At 54.1% G+C, this 15,515-nt stretch carries 9 protein-coding genes; 8 read left to right on the plus strand and 1 reads right to left on the minus strand.

Annotated elements, in window-relative coordinates:
• Positions 1–210: 210 nt before the first annotated feature.
• The 3 genes from ACXYMU_RS05780 to ACXYMU_RS05790 all read left to right on the plus strand — a co-directional run bounded on the left by ACXYMU_RS05780 (position 211) and on the right by ACXYMU_RS05790 (position 4,697).
• The gene (locus ACXYMU_RS05780) at positions 211–2,691 is read left to right on the plus strand and encodes a zinc-dependent metalloprotease (protein ID WP_458985412.1); all 2,481 of its coding nucleotides are present in this window, start codon (positions 211–213) and stop codon (positions 2,689–2,691) included.
• A 376-nt stretch (positions 2,692–3,067) separates the two neighbouring features.
• Positions 3,068–3,460, plus strand: coding sequence for a VOC family protein (locus tag ACXYMU_RS05785; protein ID WP_458985413.1), 393 nt, complete (start codon positions 3,068–3,070; stop codon positions 3,458–3,460).
• A gap of 292 nt (positions 3,461–3,752) precedes the next feature.
• Complete coding sequence (locus ACXYMU_RS05790) at positions 3,753–4,697, plus strand: NADP-dependent oxidoreductase (RefSeq protein ID WP_458985414.1); 945 nt, start codon at positions 3,753–3,755, stop codon at positions 4,695–4,697.
• A 260-nt stretch (positions 4,698–4,957) separates the two neighbouring features.
• On the opposite strand, the gene ACXYMU_RS05795 is transcribed toward ACXYMU_RS05790, so the two are convergent.
• On the minus strand, positions 4,958–6,157 hold the full coding sequence (locus ACXYMU_RS05795) for a phosphoglycerate kinase (protein ID WP_458985415.1): 1,200 nt from the start codon (positions 6,155–6,157) through the stop codon (positions 4,958–4,960).
• Positions 6,158–6,472: 315 nt separating this feature from the next.
• On the opposite strand from ACXYMU_RS05795, the gene ACXYMU_RS05800 reads away from it, so the two are divergent.
• The 5 genes from ACXYMU_RS05800 (at position 6,473) to ACXYMU_RS05820 (ending at position 15,405) form a co-directional block, all read left to right on the plus strand.
• Positions 6,473–9,172, plus strand: a complete 2,700-nt coding sequence (locus tag ACXYMU_RS05800) for a D-alanine--D-alanine ligase family protein (RefSeq protein ID WP_458985416.1) — start codon at positions 6,473–6,475, stop codon at positions 9,170–9,172.
• A gap of 139 nt (positions 9,173–9,311) precedes the next feature.
• Positions 9,312–10,088, plus strand: a complete 777-nt coding sequence (locus tag ACXYMU_RS05805; protein WP_458985417.1) for a PASTA domain-containing protein — start codon at positions 9,312–9,314, stop codon at positions 10,086–10,088.
• 77 nt (positions 10,089–10,165) lie between these two features.
• Positions 10,166–11,980 carry a T9SS type A sorting domain-containing protein gene (locus ACXYMU_RS05810; protein ID WP_458985418.1) on the plus strand — a complete coding sequence of 605 codons (1,815 nt, stop codon included), beginning with the start codon at positions 10,166–10,168 and terminating at the stop codon, positions 11,978–11,980.
• Positions 11,977–12,285, plus strand: coding sequence for a rhodanese-like domain-containing protein (locus ACXYMU_RS05815; RefSeq protein ID WP_458985419.1), 309 nt, complete (start codon positions 11,977–11,979; stop codon positions 12,283–12,285). The genes ACXYMU_RS05810 and ACXYMU_RS05815 overlap by 4 nt, the downstream gene beginning before the upstream one ends.
• Before the next feature lie 363 nt (positions 12,286–12,648).
• The gene (locus tag ACXYMU_RS05820) at positions 12,649–15,405 is read left to right on the plus strand and encodes a S8 family peptidase (RefSeq protein ID WP_458985420.1); all 2,757 of its coding nucleotides are present in this window, start codon (positions 12,649–12,651) and stop codon (positions 15,403–15,405) included.
• The last annotated feature ends 110 nt before the right edge of the window (positions 15,406–15,515 follow it).

Consider the following 15,515-nt stretch of genomic DNA (forward strand, 5'->3'; position numbering starts at 1 on the left):
CTGCGCCTTGCTCTTAGCCTGTCCAATTCCGTTGCCGGACCCTCAACTCTCTCATCCCAATAATTGCGCTGTGTGATACCTGCGGTATCAAAGCAGGAGCCAGAAGATGCAATCACTCGCAGCTTCGTTCAGGATATTTTTAGAATAAAACCTATCTTTAAGGAGCGCTTTGCGGCGCTCTTTTTTATTTCCGTTTATCAAACTACACACATGTCTAAATTTTACCAGGTGCTTGGTGCTGCCTGTCTAATAGCCCTTTCGCAGGCAGGTTGTACGGTCGCGACAGTGCCTGACAAAGCAACCGCCAGCAAAACAGAAAACAGCAAAAAGCCCAAACCCGCCGCCAGAGGGGGTATGAAAAGCTATGCCGAGGTGATCACCAAAGATGCCGTTTCGGATCAGGGCCTCTTCAACATCCACAAGGTGGGCGACAAGTATTATTATGAGATTCCGGACTCGCTGTTGCAGCGCGACTTCCTGTGGATCAGCCGCTTTGCCGGTTTGCCTTCGGGGCTCGGTGGCGGTTACGTGAACGCGGGTTCGTCGGTGAACGAGCAGATGGTGGAGTGGCAGAAGTTTGGCGACAAGATCGTGCTCAAGACCAAATCGTACAACGCCGTGGCCGCCGACTCGCTGCCGATCAGCCTCTCGGTGCAGGCCAACAACTACCAGCCCACAATCTATGCGTTTGATATTGCCGCGCTGTCTCCGGACTCTGCAGGCTATGTGATCGACGTGACCAAGTTCTTCACCAGCGACGTGAAAGCCTTCAGCGGCCTGGACTCCGACATGCGCAAGAACTACAAGGTGAGCAAGCTGGATGAAAGCCGCAGTTTTATCTACAGTGCCAAAAGCTTCCCGCTGAACATTGAGGTGAAGCAGGACTTCACGTTTGAGGCTTCGGAGCCGCCAACCAATGCCGCCACGGGTGCCATTAGCCTGATGATGAACCAGTCGATGGTGTTGCTGCCGCAGGTGCCGATGCAGCCCCGCCTCAACGATTACCGCGTGGGCTACTTCAACATCAAGCAGTTCGACTACGGCTCCGAGGCCCTGAAAGCCGACGAGAAATCCTATATCCGTCGCTGGCAACTGGTGCCCAAAGACATCGAAGCCTATAAGCGCGGCGAACTGGTGGAGCCCATCAAGCCCATCGTATACTACCTCGACCCGGCCACCCCGGACAAGCTTCGCCCATACATCAAAGCAGGGGTAGAGCAGTGGCAGGAGGCTTTTGAGACAGCTGGTTTCAAAAATGCCATCCTCGCGAAAGACCCACCTTCTAAAGAGGAAGACCCCGATTTCAGTCCAGAGGATGTGCGCTATTCGGTGATCCGCTACGTGGCCAGCACGACCCGCAACGCCGTGGGGCCAAGTGTATCAGACCCGCGCTCCGGCGAGATCATTGAGAGTGATATTATCTGGTACCACAACCACCTGCGCTCGTACCGCAACCGCTACCTGCTAGAGACCGGTGCCGCCAACCCGAGCGCCCGCACCCTGGATACGCCGATGGACGACCTGGGCGAGATGATGAAAGAAGTGATCACGCATGAGGTGGGCCATGCCCTGGGCTTGCCGCACAATATGAAAGCCAGCGCCGCCTACCCCACCGACTCGCTCCGTTCGGGCAAATTCACGCAGCAGTATGGCATCGCCGCCACCATCATGGACTATGCCCGCTACAACTACGTGGCCCAGCCCGGCGATAAAGACATCCGCTTTGTGCGTCAGCTCGGCCCATACGACCATTATGTGATCAACTGGGGTTACCGCTACCTACCAGAGGCCAACAGCGCCGAAGCTGAGGTGCCAACGCTATCGCAGTGGATCAAGGAAAAGTCCGGTGACCCGATCTACCAGTTTGGCAGTGGGTATGGCAACCACGACCCCGAGAGCCAGACCGAAGGTATTGGGGCCGATGTGGTGCAGGCCAGCACCTATGGCCTGAAAAACCTGAAGCTGGTGGCCCCGAAACTTTACGACTGGACCGCAGCCCAAACTAACGACTACGACGACCTGGATGAACTGTATGGGGAGTTGCTGGGGGTATGGAGCCGCTACATCGGCCACGTGGTAACCAACGTGGGCGGGGTGCACGAAAATCGCCTGAAGCCAGAGCAGCAGGGCTTTATTTATACTCCTGTAGCCGCCAAAACGCAGCAAGCATCGCTGGATTGGCTGTTGAAAAACGCCTTTACCTCGCCGGAGTGGCTGCACCAGGCTAAGATCGCCCGCAACATCCACCACGCCAGCTATGTAGAGGGCATCCGAAGCCTGCAGGTGCGCCACCTTAATAGCCTGCTCTCCGCAGACCGTATGGCCCGCCTGATGGAGAACGAGGTGAACAAAGTGCCTTACAATGCCCTCGACATGGTGCGCCAATTGCAGCGCGGCATCTGGAGCGAGGTATACAGCGGTGCCAAGATCGACATCTACCGCCGCAACCTGCAGAAAGCCTACCTCGACCGCATGAACTACCTGCTGAACGAGCAGCCACCGCGTAGCCGCAGCAGCACGCCGGTTGATATGAGCCAATCTGATATCCGCTCTATTGCAAGGGGCGAACTCGTGAACCTGCAACGGCAGCTGAAAAGCGCCCGCAGCCGGTATGGCAACGACCTCTCCCGCTACCATGTGGAGGATGCCCTTGTCCGGATCGACAACATCCTCAACCCGGTGAAAAGCTAAACGAAAACGCCCCTTGATTTCAAGGGGCGTTTTTTTATGTAAGCCGGGTCAAACCACCCCCGGCCCCTCCTTGTCCAAGGAGGGAAGTAAGGCCTCATCTGCCTGGCGCAATTCTTTAGAATTGTGCCTTTATATAAAATCGAATCTGTGATTCGATTAAACCGGAGGTTTAGCCACAGTTGTTAAGTGAGCAACTGGCTTAGTCGAGTCACAGACTCAACATTATATACAGTCATGGATTCCAAATCCGCGCCATAAGCTGGGGAAAAAATTATGCACCAGACTCCATTCTTGGGAGGGGTAGGGGTGGGTTTTCATCCCTTAGGGATTTCTTTAATTTTGTGACTTCAAATCATACCCTCAACCCCTTATACCCATGCATCACATTACTGCCACCATCAACCACATCGCCCTCTACGTCCACGACCTGAAGCGGAGCGTTAAGTTTTATGAGGAGGTGCTGCAATTGCGCCAGATTCCGGACCCGTTTCAGGATGGCTGGCATGTATGGTTCAGTATGGGCGGGCGTAGCCAGTTGCATTTGATTGAAGGGGCTCCGGCTGAGATTTTGCAGGAAAAGAACAGGCATGTATGTTTCAGTGTGGCCTCGCTGGAGGAGTTTATGGAGAATCTGGACGAACTGGCTATCCCATACGGCAATTTTGCAGGCGAACCCAAGGCCCAAAACAAACACTCGGACGGCATCCGCCAGATCTTCTTCCAGGACCCCGACGGCTACTGGCTGGAGGTGAACAACGACCACGCGTAGCTCTTTTTTCCTCATTGGGGGTAGGGGCCTCGGCAAAGAAGGGGGCAGGGGGGATTACATTGCAGTGATACATTTCACGGTTATCTCGCGTGCTGTCTTACACTTAAAGAAGTGCTTAATATCGCTACCGGCCTTTCATCCCCTACTTCCTTCTTTGCCAAGGGCCCCTACCCCCAAGGGGGACTTTTTCCCGAATTATGATTTTGAGAAATGACTGCTTGGATTGCGTTTTAGCCAAAAACCTTTTATGCTGCATCAAGTTAAAAAGAGATATATTAATGAGAACGTAGTTATGAAAGCAATTACCTTAAAGGCGCCGGGAGGCGTGGAAAACTTCGAGATACTAGATATTGAAAAGCCAATTCTCAAGCCTGACGAGGTGCTGGTGAAAGTAAAGGCCATCAGCATTAACCCCGTGGATACCAAAACGCGTGAGGGCAAGGCGTTTTATAGCCAGTTAAAGGAAGATGTACCGGTGATTGTGGGCTGGGATATTTCCGGAGAGGTTGAAGCTGTGGGAAGTGAGGTGGTTGACTTCAAACCCGGCGAACCTGTATTCGGAATGGTGAACTTTCCGGGGAGCGGTAAGGCCTATGCCGAGTATGTAGCGGCTCCGGCTGCACACCTGGCGCACAAGCCTGTCAATATCTCACACGAAGATGCGGCGGCGGCTACGTTAGCGGCGCTCACGGCCTGGCAGGTGCTGGTGCACGAGGCGAATATTCAGGCAGGGCAGCGGGTGCTTATCCATGCGGCGGCTGGCGGTGTGGGGCATTATGCGGTGCAAATCGCGAAGCACTTCGGAGCTTATGTCATTGGCACGGCTTCTGTCGAGAACCATGATTTCCTGCGCAGCATCGGCGTGGATGAAACCATCGATTACAAACGACAGCATGTGGAGGAAGTGGTCAGGAACGTAGACCTTGTATTCGACTCGCTGGGGGCTGAGAACTCCATGAAGTCGCTGAAAACGCTGCGGTCTGGCGGGAAACTTATTTCCATCCTGGGCGGGGCCAACGATACCGTGCAGGAAGAAGCGAGCAAGCACCACGTGGAGGCCAGGAGCTACCTGGTTCACTCCAGCGGCGAAGACATGGCCAAACTGGCAGAACTCCTGCAACGTGACATTATCCGCTCGCATGTGGCCTTTACCTTCCCCTTTGAGGAAATGGGCAAAGCGCATCAGCAGGTAGAAACCCGCAAGACCAGAGGAAAGGTAACAGTGCTGATAAAGTAAGTGATTAAAAGGGATGAGCCAATTACAACAACATGGATTTGAAAGTCCGAAGGAGCTGTAACTGGCTAACTGCAATAGGGTATGACTGTTTCGTGTTTTTGAAGTTTCTATCTTTTTCGATTTAGGGTGAAATATGAATGATAGTTATGACACCACTATAACTCAGATTTCTTGCTAAGGCGCCAAATCACGAAGAGAAACAAAAAAGCCCTGTAGGTTTAGCTAACCTACAGGGCTTTTTACATTGAAATTTATAGCGATTAGTAATCGTTGCGCTCCAGGGCGGCAACGCCCGGCAGGGTTTTTCCTTCCATATACTCCAGTAGCGCGCCGCCACCTGTTGATACATAGGATACGCGGTCTGCGTAGCCCAACTGGTTCACGGCAGCGGCAGAGTCACCCCCACCGATCAGCGAGTAAGCACCCCGGCGGGTTGCTTCTACCACAGCCTCGGCTACGGCCTCGGTGCCTACCGAGAAGTTAGACATCTCAAACACACCCATCGGGCCGTTCCACAGAATGGTCTTTGAGTTGGCGATCACGCTGGCGTATTGCTCACGGGCCTCAGGGCCTATGTCCAGTCCCATCCACATCGGCTTGATGTGGTGGCTCAGGCAGGTATCAATGTTGGCATCATTGCTGAACGCATCGGCCACCACAGAGTCAACCGGGATCATCAGCTGCACGCCTTTCTCGCGGGCCATGGCAATCAGTCGGCCTGCCAGTTCTACTTTGTCTTCTTCTACCAGCGACGAGCCGATCTGGCCACCATCCGCTTTCACGAAGGTATAAGACATGCCGCCGCCGATGATCAGGTTATCCACCTTGTCCATCAGTTTCTCGATGATCAGGATTTTGTCGGAGATCTTGGCACCGCCCATGATGGCAGTGTAGGGGCGCTCCACGTTATCCAGCACGCGGCGGGCGTTGTCCAGTTCGGCCTGCATCACATAGCCCATCACTTTGTCGTTCGGGAAGTAGCGCGCGATTACGGCCGTAGAAGCGTGCTCGCGGTGCGCAGTACCGAAGGCGTCGTTCACGTATACATCACCCAAACTGCCCAACTCGCGGGCAAAGTCAGGATCGCCCTTCTCCTCCGCCTTATGGAAGCGCAGGTTCTCCAGCAACAGGATTTCGCCTGGCTGCAGTTCGTGCGACAACGTGGCCGCATCCGGACCCAGGCAGTCCTTGGCGAACTTCACCTCCGTGTTGAACTCCTCTTTCAGGCGGGGCACCAGGTGCTTCAGCGAGAATTTGTCTTCCGGTCCGCTTTTCGGGCGGCCCAGGTGCGACATCAGGATAACGGCACCGCCATCGTCCAGGATTTTCTGGATGGTGGGCACTGCCGCACGGATGCGGGTATCGTCGGTGATGCGGTAATTCTCGTCGAGGGGCACGTTGAAGTCAACACGCACCAATGCCTTCTTGCCGGCAAAGTTATACTGGTCTATCGTTCTCATGAAATGAAATGGTTTCGTTATCTGATACTCGTTGTTCGTTAATCAGAATTTTTTGTTGCTGTAGCAAATATAGTAAAACAGGTATAAGTTTGGCGTAAAAGCCATGGGTTTGTGAACGGGAGATGCTACTTTTTGAGTTATTTACAATGGTGCCCCCTCCATGGTAGGCGGGCGTAAGTGCCCAGCGCGTGTTTTGGTATGATTCCAGGGGGGCGGGGTACCAAGAAACCGGGCGCATGAGGGCGGCGGCTAAAACAATTTTAACTGACAGGGATATAGCATAACTTTATTACCTGATTTATTACCTTTGCAAGGATGAAAGTAGGAATAATTTTCGGGGGACCATCCCGTGAGCGCGAGATCTCGTTTGCAGGTGGCCGTACGGTATACGATAATTTAGACAAAGCGCTTTTTGAGGCAGTGCCGGTTTTCGCCGACAGCCTCGGTAACTTTATACTGCTCGATTGGCAGTATATCTACAAAGGCACCATCCGGGACTTTTACCCGCCCGTGGAGGCCTTGCCGGAAAGCGAGCACGGGCTGCAGATCTACCTGGAGTCGTTGGGCGAGTTGAGCATTGCCGAGCAGGACGCCATTATTGCTAAAGCCGGCAAGCGCCTGCTGCCGCATGAGTTCAAACAGCACTTTGACTTTGCCTTTTTGGCGCTGCATGGGCCTTACGGCGAGGATGGCAGCATTCAGGGCTTGCTGGAGTGGTACCACATTCCATACTCCGGTTCCGGCATCCTGCCATCGGCCATTGGCATCGACAAGGCGGCACAGAAAGAGATGCTGAAGCAGCACGGCTTCCCGACACCAGACTACAGCACCATACCCTACGCCGATTGGTCTGACCACGCGAAGCGGAGAGATATTTTTGAGCGATTGGTGGCCAAGCTGGGCTTGCCGCTTGTGCTGAAGGCGCCGCACCAGGGTTCTTCTATCGGGGTGTCCATCATCAAGGAGCACGACTTTGCCCGGTTTGAGGAAGGCGTGGAGCGCAGTTTCTTTACCAAGACTATTTACAAAGACCGCTGGCAGGCGCTGAGCGAGGAAAAACAACTGGCCAGTATGAAGCAACTGGTCGATATCCGCGAGGGCATCGGTATGCCGGTGCTGCTGCAAGACGGTGCGGTGATCTATCACCCGGAAGAATTACTTGGCCACATCAACCAGACATTCCAACAGGGTGCTGCTGACAGCATCATGCTGACAAACGTAGAGCACGAGCAGCAGGTGCTGGTAGAGGCGTTTATACAGGGCAAAGAGTTTTCGTGCATCGTGGTGCAGGAAGAGAACGGGAACGCCCTGGCTTTGCCGCCGACTGAGATCGTGAAAGGTACGGAGGTATTTGATTACCGCTCAAAATACCTGCCGGGCCTAAGCCGGAAAATCACCCCGATCAACCTGCCCACAGAGCAGATACAGGAAATACGGGAGGCATGCGCCAAGCTTTACAAGAGCTTTGGCTTTAACGTGTATGCCCGCCTGGATGGCTTTATCACCGAATCCGGCGAGATCTTCCTGAACGACCCGAACACAACGTCGGGTATGCTGCCGTCGTCGTTCTTCTTCCACCAGGCAGCTGAGATCGGACTCAACCCGTCGCAGTTCCTGACTTATATCATCCGTACCTCGGTGGCTGAGCGCCTGAAGTCGGGCAAGGATACTGTGAAGTTGACGCGCTTGCTGGCGAAGCTGGACGGCGCTATCCAGGACGAGCAGGCCCATCGCCATGATAAAGTGCGCGTGGGCGTGATCATGGGTGGCTACTCCTCGGAGCGCCATATCTCAGTGGAGAGCGGCCGCAATATCTATGAGAAGCTTTCCTCGTCTACCAAGTACGAGCCGTTTCCTGTCTTCCTGACGGGAAGTAACGAGGCGCACCGCCTGTATTCCATCCCGGTCAACATCATGCTGAAGGACAATGCAGACGATATCAAGGAAAAAATTCATCATTTTGAGCAGGGCGGCAGACCGCACCCGGTGCTGGCGCAGATAATAGCAGAAGCCGAAAGCATCACCCGCAAATACACGGGCCGCAGCCTGCAGGAGCCGCAGCGCATTTCGTATGCCCAGTTGCAGAACCTAGTTGATGCCGTGTTCATCGCCCTGCATGGTCGCCCGGGTGAGGACGGCGCCTTGCAGGCGGAGTTGGAGAAACTGCACATACCTTACAACGGGTCCGGTATTCGATCTTCCCGCATCACCATCAATAAGTACGATACCAACGAACTGCTTGCCAAGCACGGGGTGCTGGTGGCCAAGCACGAAATGGCGCTCAAGGAAGACTGGCTGAAGGATGAGGAAGCATTTTTTAAACATATAGAAGCTGAGTTCCCATACCCATTTATCGCCAAGCCCGCAGACGATGGCTGTAGTTCTGCCGTTAAGAAAATAAAGAACCGTCAGGAACTGGCCGCTTTCTCCAAACTGATGTTCCGGGAGATGGAGGAGCTGGACGCGGAATGCGCCCGCACACTCTCGCTTGGCTTTAAAGAGGAGTTCCCGAACAAGGCAGGCTTCCTGGTGGAGACGCTGATCTCAAGGGAGGGGGCAAAGCACTTCCTGGAGATAACCGGCGGCCTTTTAACGAAGTTCGGCCCGGATGGAGACGTGGAGTATGAGGTGTTTGAGGCATCTGAGGCGCTGGCGGAAGGCGAGGTACTGTCGTTAGAGGAGAAGTTTCTGGCCGGAGAAGGGCAGAACATCACCCCGGCACGTTACGCCGCAGACCCGACGCGCCGTCAGAAGATATCCGACAAGGTGAAGGAAGACCTGAAGCGCGTAGCGCAGATCCTGCAGATTGAAGGGTATGCCCGCATCGATGCCTTTGTGCGCGTACTGGACAACGACGAGGTGGAGACAATCATCATCGAGGTGAACTCGTTGCCGGGTATGACGCCGGCCACCTGCATTTTCCACCAGACAGCTATCAACGGGTATAAGCCTTACGACTTTATCAACCGTATCCTGCAGTTCGGCATGGAGCGAAACAAGATGAAGAGGAATTAGCGCGTCAGGAAATTGAAAAGTCAGCGCGACGGGAAGGTTTTAGCGTGGAGAGTTGCATGCAACAGTTCATCCTAAAGCCATTTAACAAGCGGCAATCACCACATTAATCAGTAAGCAACCTGGTATTTATACATCAAGCATGTTAAAATCAAATTCATTTTTAGGAGTACTCCTGCACCTGGGCCTGATGATTCTCATCGTGGTGATCCTGGTGGTGGGTTTCTTTTATGTATACCTGCCTTCTGCCACCAACCACGGCGAGAGCATTTCGGTGCCTCGCATAGAGGGCATGCAACTAGGCGATGCCGAGGAACTGCTGGAGGAGCAGAACCTGCGCTATTTCATCAACGACTCCAGCTATCATTCCGACAAGGCTCCTTATACCATCCTGACGCAGGACCCAGCCCCGGATGCCTTGGTAAAAGAGAACCGGAAAATCTACATCAGCGTGAACATGAAAAACCCGCCGATGATCAAGATGCCCAAGCTGATTGACGGGTCGGTGAAGAACGCGGAGTTGATTCTGAAAAGCTATGACCTCAAAAAGGGCAAGGTGACGATGGTGCCTGACCTGCAGCAAAACGCCGTGCTGAAGCAGTTTGTGAACGGGAAGGAAGTGAAGCCGGGTGATCCGATTCCGAAAGGCTCGGTGGTAGATCTGCACGTGGGCGACGGGCTGGGCAACACTGAGTTTGAGGTGCCGGAGGTGATCGGCATGCCGGTGGATGAGGCTTCGGTGCTGTTGGTGGGGCAAGGGCTTCAGATTGGCAACATCATTTATGTGCAGGGCAGCCAGGAGCCGGACGGCACGGTACTGAAGCAGCGTCCTTTCTCAGAAGTCGGGGCCATGATCCGGGTAGGGGAGTTCGTGGATCTTTGGGTGGCAGGCAGTGAGCCGATGGAGGACCTCGACTAAACTTTTGAAATTATTCAGCGAGCGCCTGCCCTAAAACGGCGGGCGCTTTCGTTGTAATCCTACATACCGCACAAAGCATGAGACGAACGCTGGCATTTCTTATCGTAACGCTGTGGGCCCAAATTGCCTGGGCGCAAGCCGTGCTGCAACCTTTGCAGCAGGAAGCGCGCACAACCAGCCAACAGGCTTTGCGCGGCGTCAATGCCACCCTGTCGTTGCCGTTCTTCGATGACTTTGCCGCGACTTCGGGTGCGCCAGCGCTCTCCAGGTGGCAGGCAGGCGGGGGCGTGTACGTAAACAACCGCTTTGCCCTCGAGCCCATCACCATTAACGTGGCTTCTTTTGATGGCCTGAATGGCCTTGGCAAGCCCTACAGCCCCGGCTCTACGGGGGCAGGCGCATCCGATACGCTTACATCACAGTTTATTCGGCTGACAGGCTTGAGCCCGTCGGATTCGGTGTACCTAAGCTTTTACTGGCAGTCGGGAGGCCTGGGCGACGTGCCTGACCGGACGGTGAGCAACCTGCGTTACCTAGCGCTGGAGTTCAGGGACAATACGGGGGCCTGGAGAGAGGTATGGCGACAGGCGGCAGTCGGTGTGGTCACGGATTTTACCCAGCAGTTTATTGCGCTACGCGAGCAGGCCTACTTTCATGAAGGCTTTCAGTTTCGGTTCCGGAACGTGGGGCAGCGCAATGGGCTTGCCGATGTATGGAACCTGGATTACGTGCTGCTGGACAAGAACAGGCGCAAAGCCCAACCCATTACCCGCGACATTGCCATCAGCGAAAGCATAAGCAAATTGCTCAGGCATTATACCGCCATGCCTGCCCGGCAGTTCCTGGCGAACCCTGCCGCAGAACTGGCCGAGGAGGTGAGCGCTACCCTGAACAACCTGGGCAGCCTGCCGGGGGCTATCAGCTGGCGAGGCTACATCCGGAAACAGAACGAGGCGAGAGCCGATACATTTTTGCGGGCGCAGGCATTGGTGCCCGGCAGCGCTAGGCAGTACCGGGTTGCGGGGAGCCCTACTATCAGCACAGCAAGCCTGCCGCGCCAGGGGCCCTTTACGCTGCTGCACGGCATACGCCTGGACACGCGGGAACAGAACCCTTTGCAACGCGCGAACGACAGCACGGAGCGCAAAACAGTATTCGCCAATTACTTTGCCTATGACGACGGCACCGCCGAGGCGGGTTTCAGCTTCGTGGGAACCGGCAACACGCAGGTCGCCCAGCGCTTCGATGTAAACCAGCCCGACCAGCTGAGCAGTTTCCGGGTATATTTCCCCCGGATAGACGGCAGGAGCGTGGAGGGCGCTACGCTGACATTTAAAATATGGGCGGCAACGACAGACGGCCTGCCGGGCGAGGTGCTGCACCAGCAAAACTTCCAGGTGCAGTACTCCGATGCCCTCAACAGCTTTTACGAAGTGCCCCTGACCAGGCTGGTACCCGTGGAGGGCAGCTTTTTTGTGGGCTGGTCGCAGGCAGGGAGCCTTTTCATCAACATCGGCTTCGACCGAAACGAGCGGGCAACGAATCGCCGCTATACCCAAACCCCCGGTGAGGGCTGGGTGCCGGAGAATGTACTGGAGGGCGTTGTGATGCTGCGCCCGGTGCTGGTGGGCGAGGCACTTGGCTTTGAGGAGGAGCAAGCAGCTGCCAGGTTGCACGTGTTTCCCAACCCGTCGGCTGGGTTGGTTTATATAAACGAGCCTTATGAGCAGGTGGAGGTAGTAGATGTTATAGGCCGGAAGGTGCACGAGCAGGCTTACAGCGGGCCATCGAACCCAATTAACCTAAGCCAGTTGGCACCAGGTCTGTACACTTTGCGTATTTATACTAGAAAAGCTATTATCATTAAAAAACTAATATTGACAAAACTATGATTACTTCATCAACCGATATCACGGCAGAAGAGCTGAAAGAGCGTTTAAGCAAAGGCGAAACGCCTATTATTATAGATGTGCGGGAAGACTGGGAGTACCAGGAGACAAACATTGCCGGTGCTAAGAACATCCCGCTTGGCACTTTGCCGCAGCGCCTCGACGACATCGAAGACTACAAAGATCAGGAGTTGATTGTACAGTGCCGCTCTGGTGCACGCTCTGCCAATGCAAAAGCCTTCTTGCAGCAGCAGGGCTTCAGCAATGTGCGCAACCTGCTCGGGGGTATACTGGCCTATCAAGGTTAAAACATCGATAAGGAGTAGCTAAAAAATTAATGGACGGCAGGGAAGTTTAATACTTCTCTGCCGTTTTTTTTTGAGTGGTTTATGTTCATTTGGGCTTAAAACGCCTAACAGTTGTAAGTATATACTTTTGCTATATTTAGTTAAAAAGCAATAGAGGTTTATTATAGTGTTTTTATAATGCTAGTAAAATATAAACTCATATAAAAATAAGTAATGTTACCTGAGGGGGTAATGAGTTGTTTTTTAAGGAGTTGATAAAAGATACATTTGATCATGTACAATCCGGTGCTGTAATGACTTCCGTAGTTATTCGTCACCGGTACCTAAACTAATTACATGTCAAACTTTTACTACTTACTTCTTATGAGAAAAATGATAAGTGCTCTTGTCCTTAGCCTGTTAGCTATTGGGCAAGTCTTCTCACAAGCCTTTGTGGATCCTAAGCTAAAGGCCGCACTCGCTGAACAGGCAACCCCTGTGCAGGTAGTGGTTACGTTTGCGGGCCAGGGCGCCCCAACTGCGCTGGATATCGCAGCCCTCTCGCAGGCAGGCATCACGAAAGGTCTTACCCTGCGCGCACTTCCGATGGCAGGTGTCGTGGCCACGGCCGCTCAGGTGAATGCGCTGGCACAAAACCCAAATGTGCTTTCACTGTACCTGAACGAATCGCTGAAGCTGGAAAATAATGCGGCTACGTCTATCACAGGTGTGAACAAAGTACGCAACGAGATGGCTTTCACGGTAAAGAACGGCGGTTTGCCGGTTTCCGGGAAAGGCATTGGTGTTTTGGTGAACGACAGTGGTGTAGACGGCACGCACCCAGACCTGACTTTAGGTAAAAACCTGAAGCAGAACGTGACGGCTGCCACTAACCTGAATTCCGTATCGGGTATCCTGCCCTATACACCTGTCGAGAATATTCCTAACACCGACGCCACAGGCGGACACGGCACACACGTTGCCGGAATTGTGGGTGCCACAGGCCAGGCGTCTTCTGGTAAGTACGCCGGGGTTGCCCCGGGTGCCGGGCTGGTAGGGTATGGCTCTGGCGCAGCTTTGCTATTGCTGGATGTGCTTTCCGGTTTCGACTATGCCATCATCAACCAGGCAACTTATAATATCCGCGTGATCACGAACTCATTCGGTACCACCAGCGACACAGGCACGGATGTGAACCCGAATGACCCGATTACCCTGGCTACCAAGCGTTGCGTAGACAGAAACATTGTCGTGGTTTTCTCTGCCGGTAACTCAGGCCCTGGCTCAGGCACCATAACGGGCCAATATAAAAAAGCCCCTTGGGTAATTGCTGTTGCCGCTGGTGACAAATCCGGCCGTTTGGCTAGCTTCTCTTCCAGAGGCGTCCAAAACAAAGGAGGCTCTTTTACCTTGAATGGCTATACCTATAACTGGGAGGATCGCCCGACCGTGACGTCTCCGGGTGTGGATATTATCTCAGCGCGTGTGCTGGCACCGGTATCCTCTTTATCGGCCGATAAGGATGCCACAGAGCTTGCTCCGGCGCATGTGCCATACTATACGCACATGAGCGGTACGTCTATGGCGGCTCCGCATGTGGCAGGTATCGTTGCCCTCATGCTGGAGGCCAACCCTAAGCTGACCGTATTCCAAGTGAAAAGCATCCTGCAGCAAACTGCCACCAACATCCCGAACAGGGCTTCGTGGGAAGTAGGCGCTGGTTACGTGAACGCCTATGCTGCCGTTGACCAGGCTTTCCGGGCAACTGCGCCTTATGGCTCCACGCTGAACATGAACAGAACCTTCAACAGCAACGTGAACGCTAACTCGGTAACCGAGAACTTCACGATCAACTACAACCCTGCCACTGCTGCTACCAACCGCACAACGTTTAACGTAGCGCCTGGCACTACCGGCCTGGAGGCTAAGATCAGAACAACAGGTATAGAAGGTGAGACTGGCAACCCGGTACGTTTATCTCTGATCTCTCCTAGCGGTGTGAAGACAAGTGCTGGTATCCCGGTGCTTTTCGCGCTGAGCTATGACCGCGGTGTGGCCGTTTCCTCTCCCGAAGCAGGAACCTGGACAGTTGAAGTTTCCGGATTGAACGGCGTCGGATTCCCTGAGTCTATCAAAGGTGTGATCAATATGATGACAGCTGCCGGTACTTCCGGGCTGAACGACATCACCGGACACCCGGCAGAAGCAGCCATTAAAATGGCCGTGAGTAGCCGTTTAGCGGATGGCCTGAAAGGAGGAGGGTATAAGCCGGATGAATTGCTGAAGCGCATCGAACTGGCCGATTACCTGATGATGGGCGAAGGCGTACGCCAGTTCCTGCCTATTAACGGTTCCTTTACCATGACTGATGTAAACGGCGATAACCTGCTGGTGGAGTCGATTGTAGCCAAGGGTGGCGCACTGCGTGACCAGGCATTGGCTTACGAGGGCATCATGAAGCCATTGGCGCCAGGTAAATTCTCGCCAAGCGGCAAAGTGACCCGTGCTGACATTGCGTACTCGCTGGTACAGGCACTAGGCTTACAGCCCTTCGCGGTGGAGCGCAACGGTAAAACCCCTACCGTAACGGTGGATGGCAAAACCTACCCGATCGAAGATGCCGCTTCTATTCCGGCTGGCTTAGAGGGCTACGTGAGCGTGGCGCTTGAGCTGAACCTGATCAACGCTTTCTTTACCCTGACGCAGGGGCCGTACGACTTGCAGCCTGTGCTACATGCCTCGTTCAAGCCAGGTCAGAACCTGACCAGAGCCGACTTCGCTGTGATCATCACCCGCACCCACGCACAGTGGAACGCGGCGACACAGCCTATGGCTGCATCCAGCAGTTCTTCTGCCACGGATGCGAGCGGCTTAGCCGCCGCCAAGGAGTATGCCTATAGCTACCCGAACCCTTTCTCTGGCAGAACCACCATCACCTACGTAGTAGCGCAGGATGGCCCGGTGCAGGTAGAGGTGTATGACGTGTTGGGTAAGAAGGTGAAAACCTTGGTAGCCAAAACACTGAAATCCGGCAACTATTCTGTGGACTTTGACGGAAATGCGCTGCCAGGTGGTACTTATATCTACCGTGTGCAAGCCGGCGACAAAGTATACTCTAACCGTATGATCCTGACGAAATAAATTAATCCTGCTAAGTTGTTGAGATTGAAAAGAGCCGCCCCGTATGGAGCGGCTCTTTTTTGTTTTTGCTTGTTGTACCGTCCTGCCACAGGTTTACATAAAAGCTGGCT

This window comes from Pontibacter sp. CAU 1760, assembly GCF_054482735.1.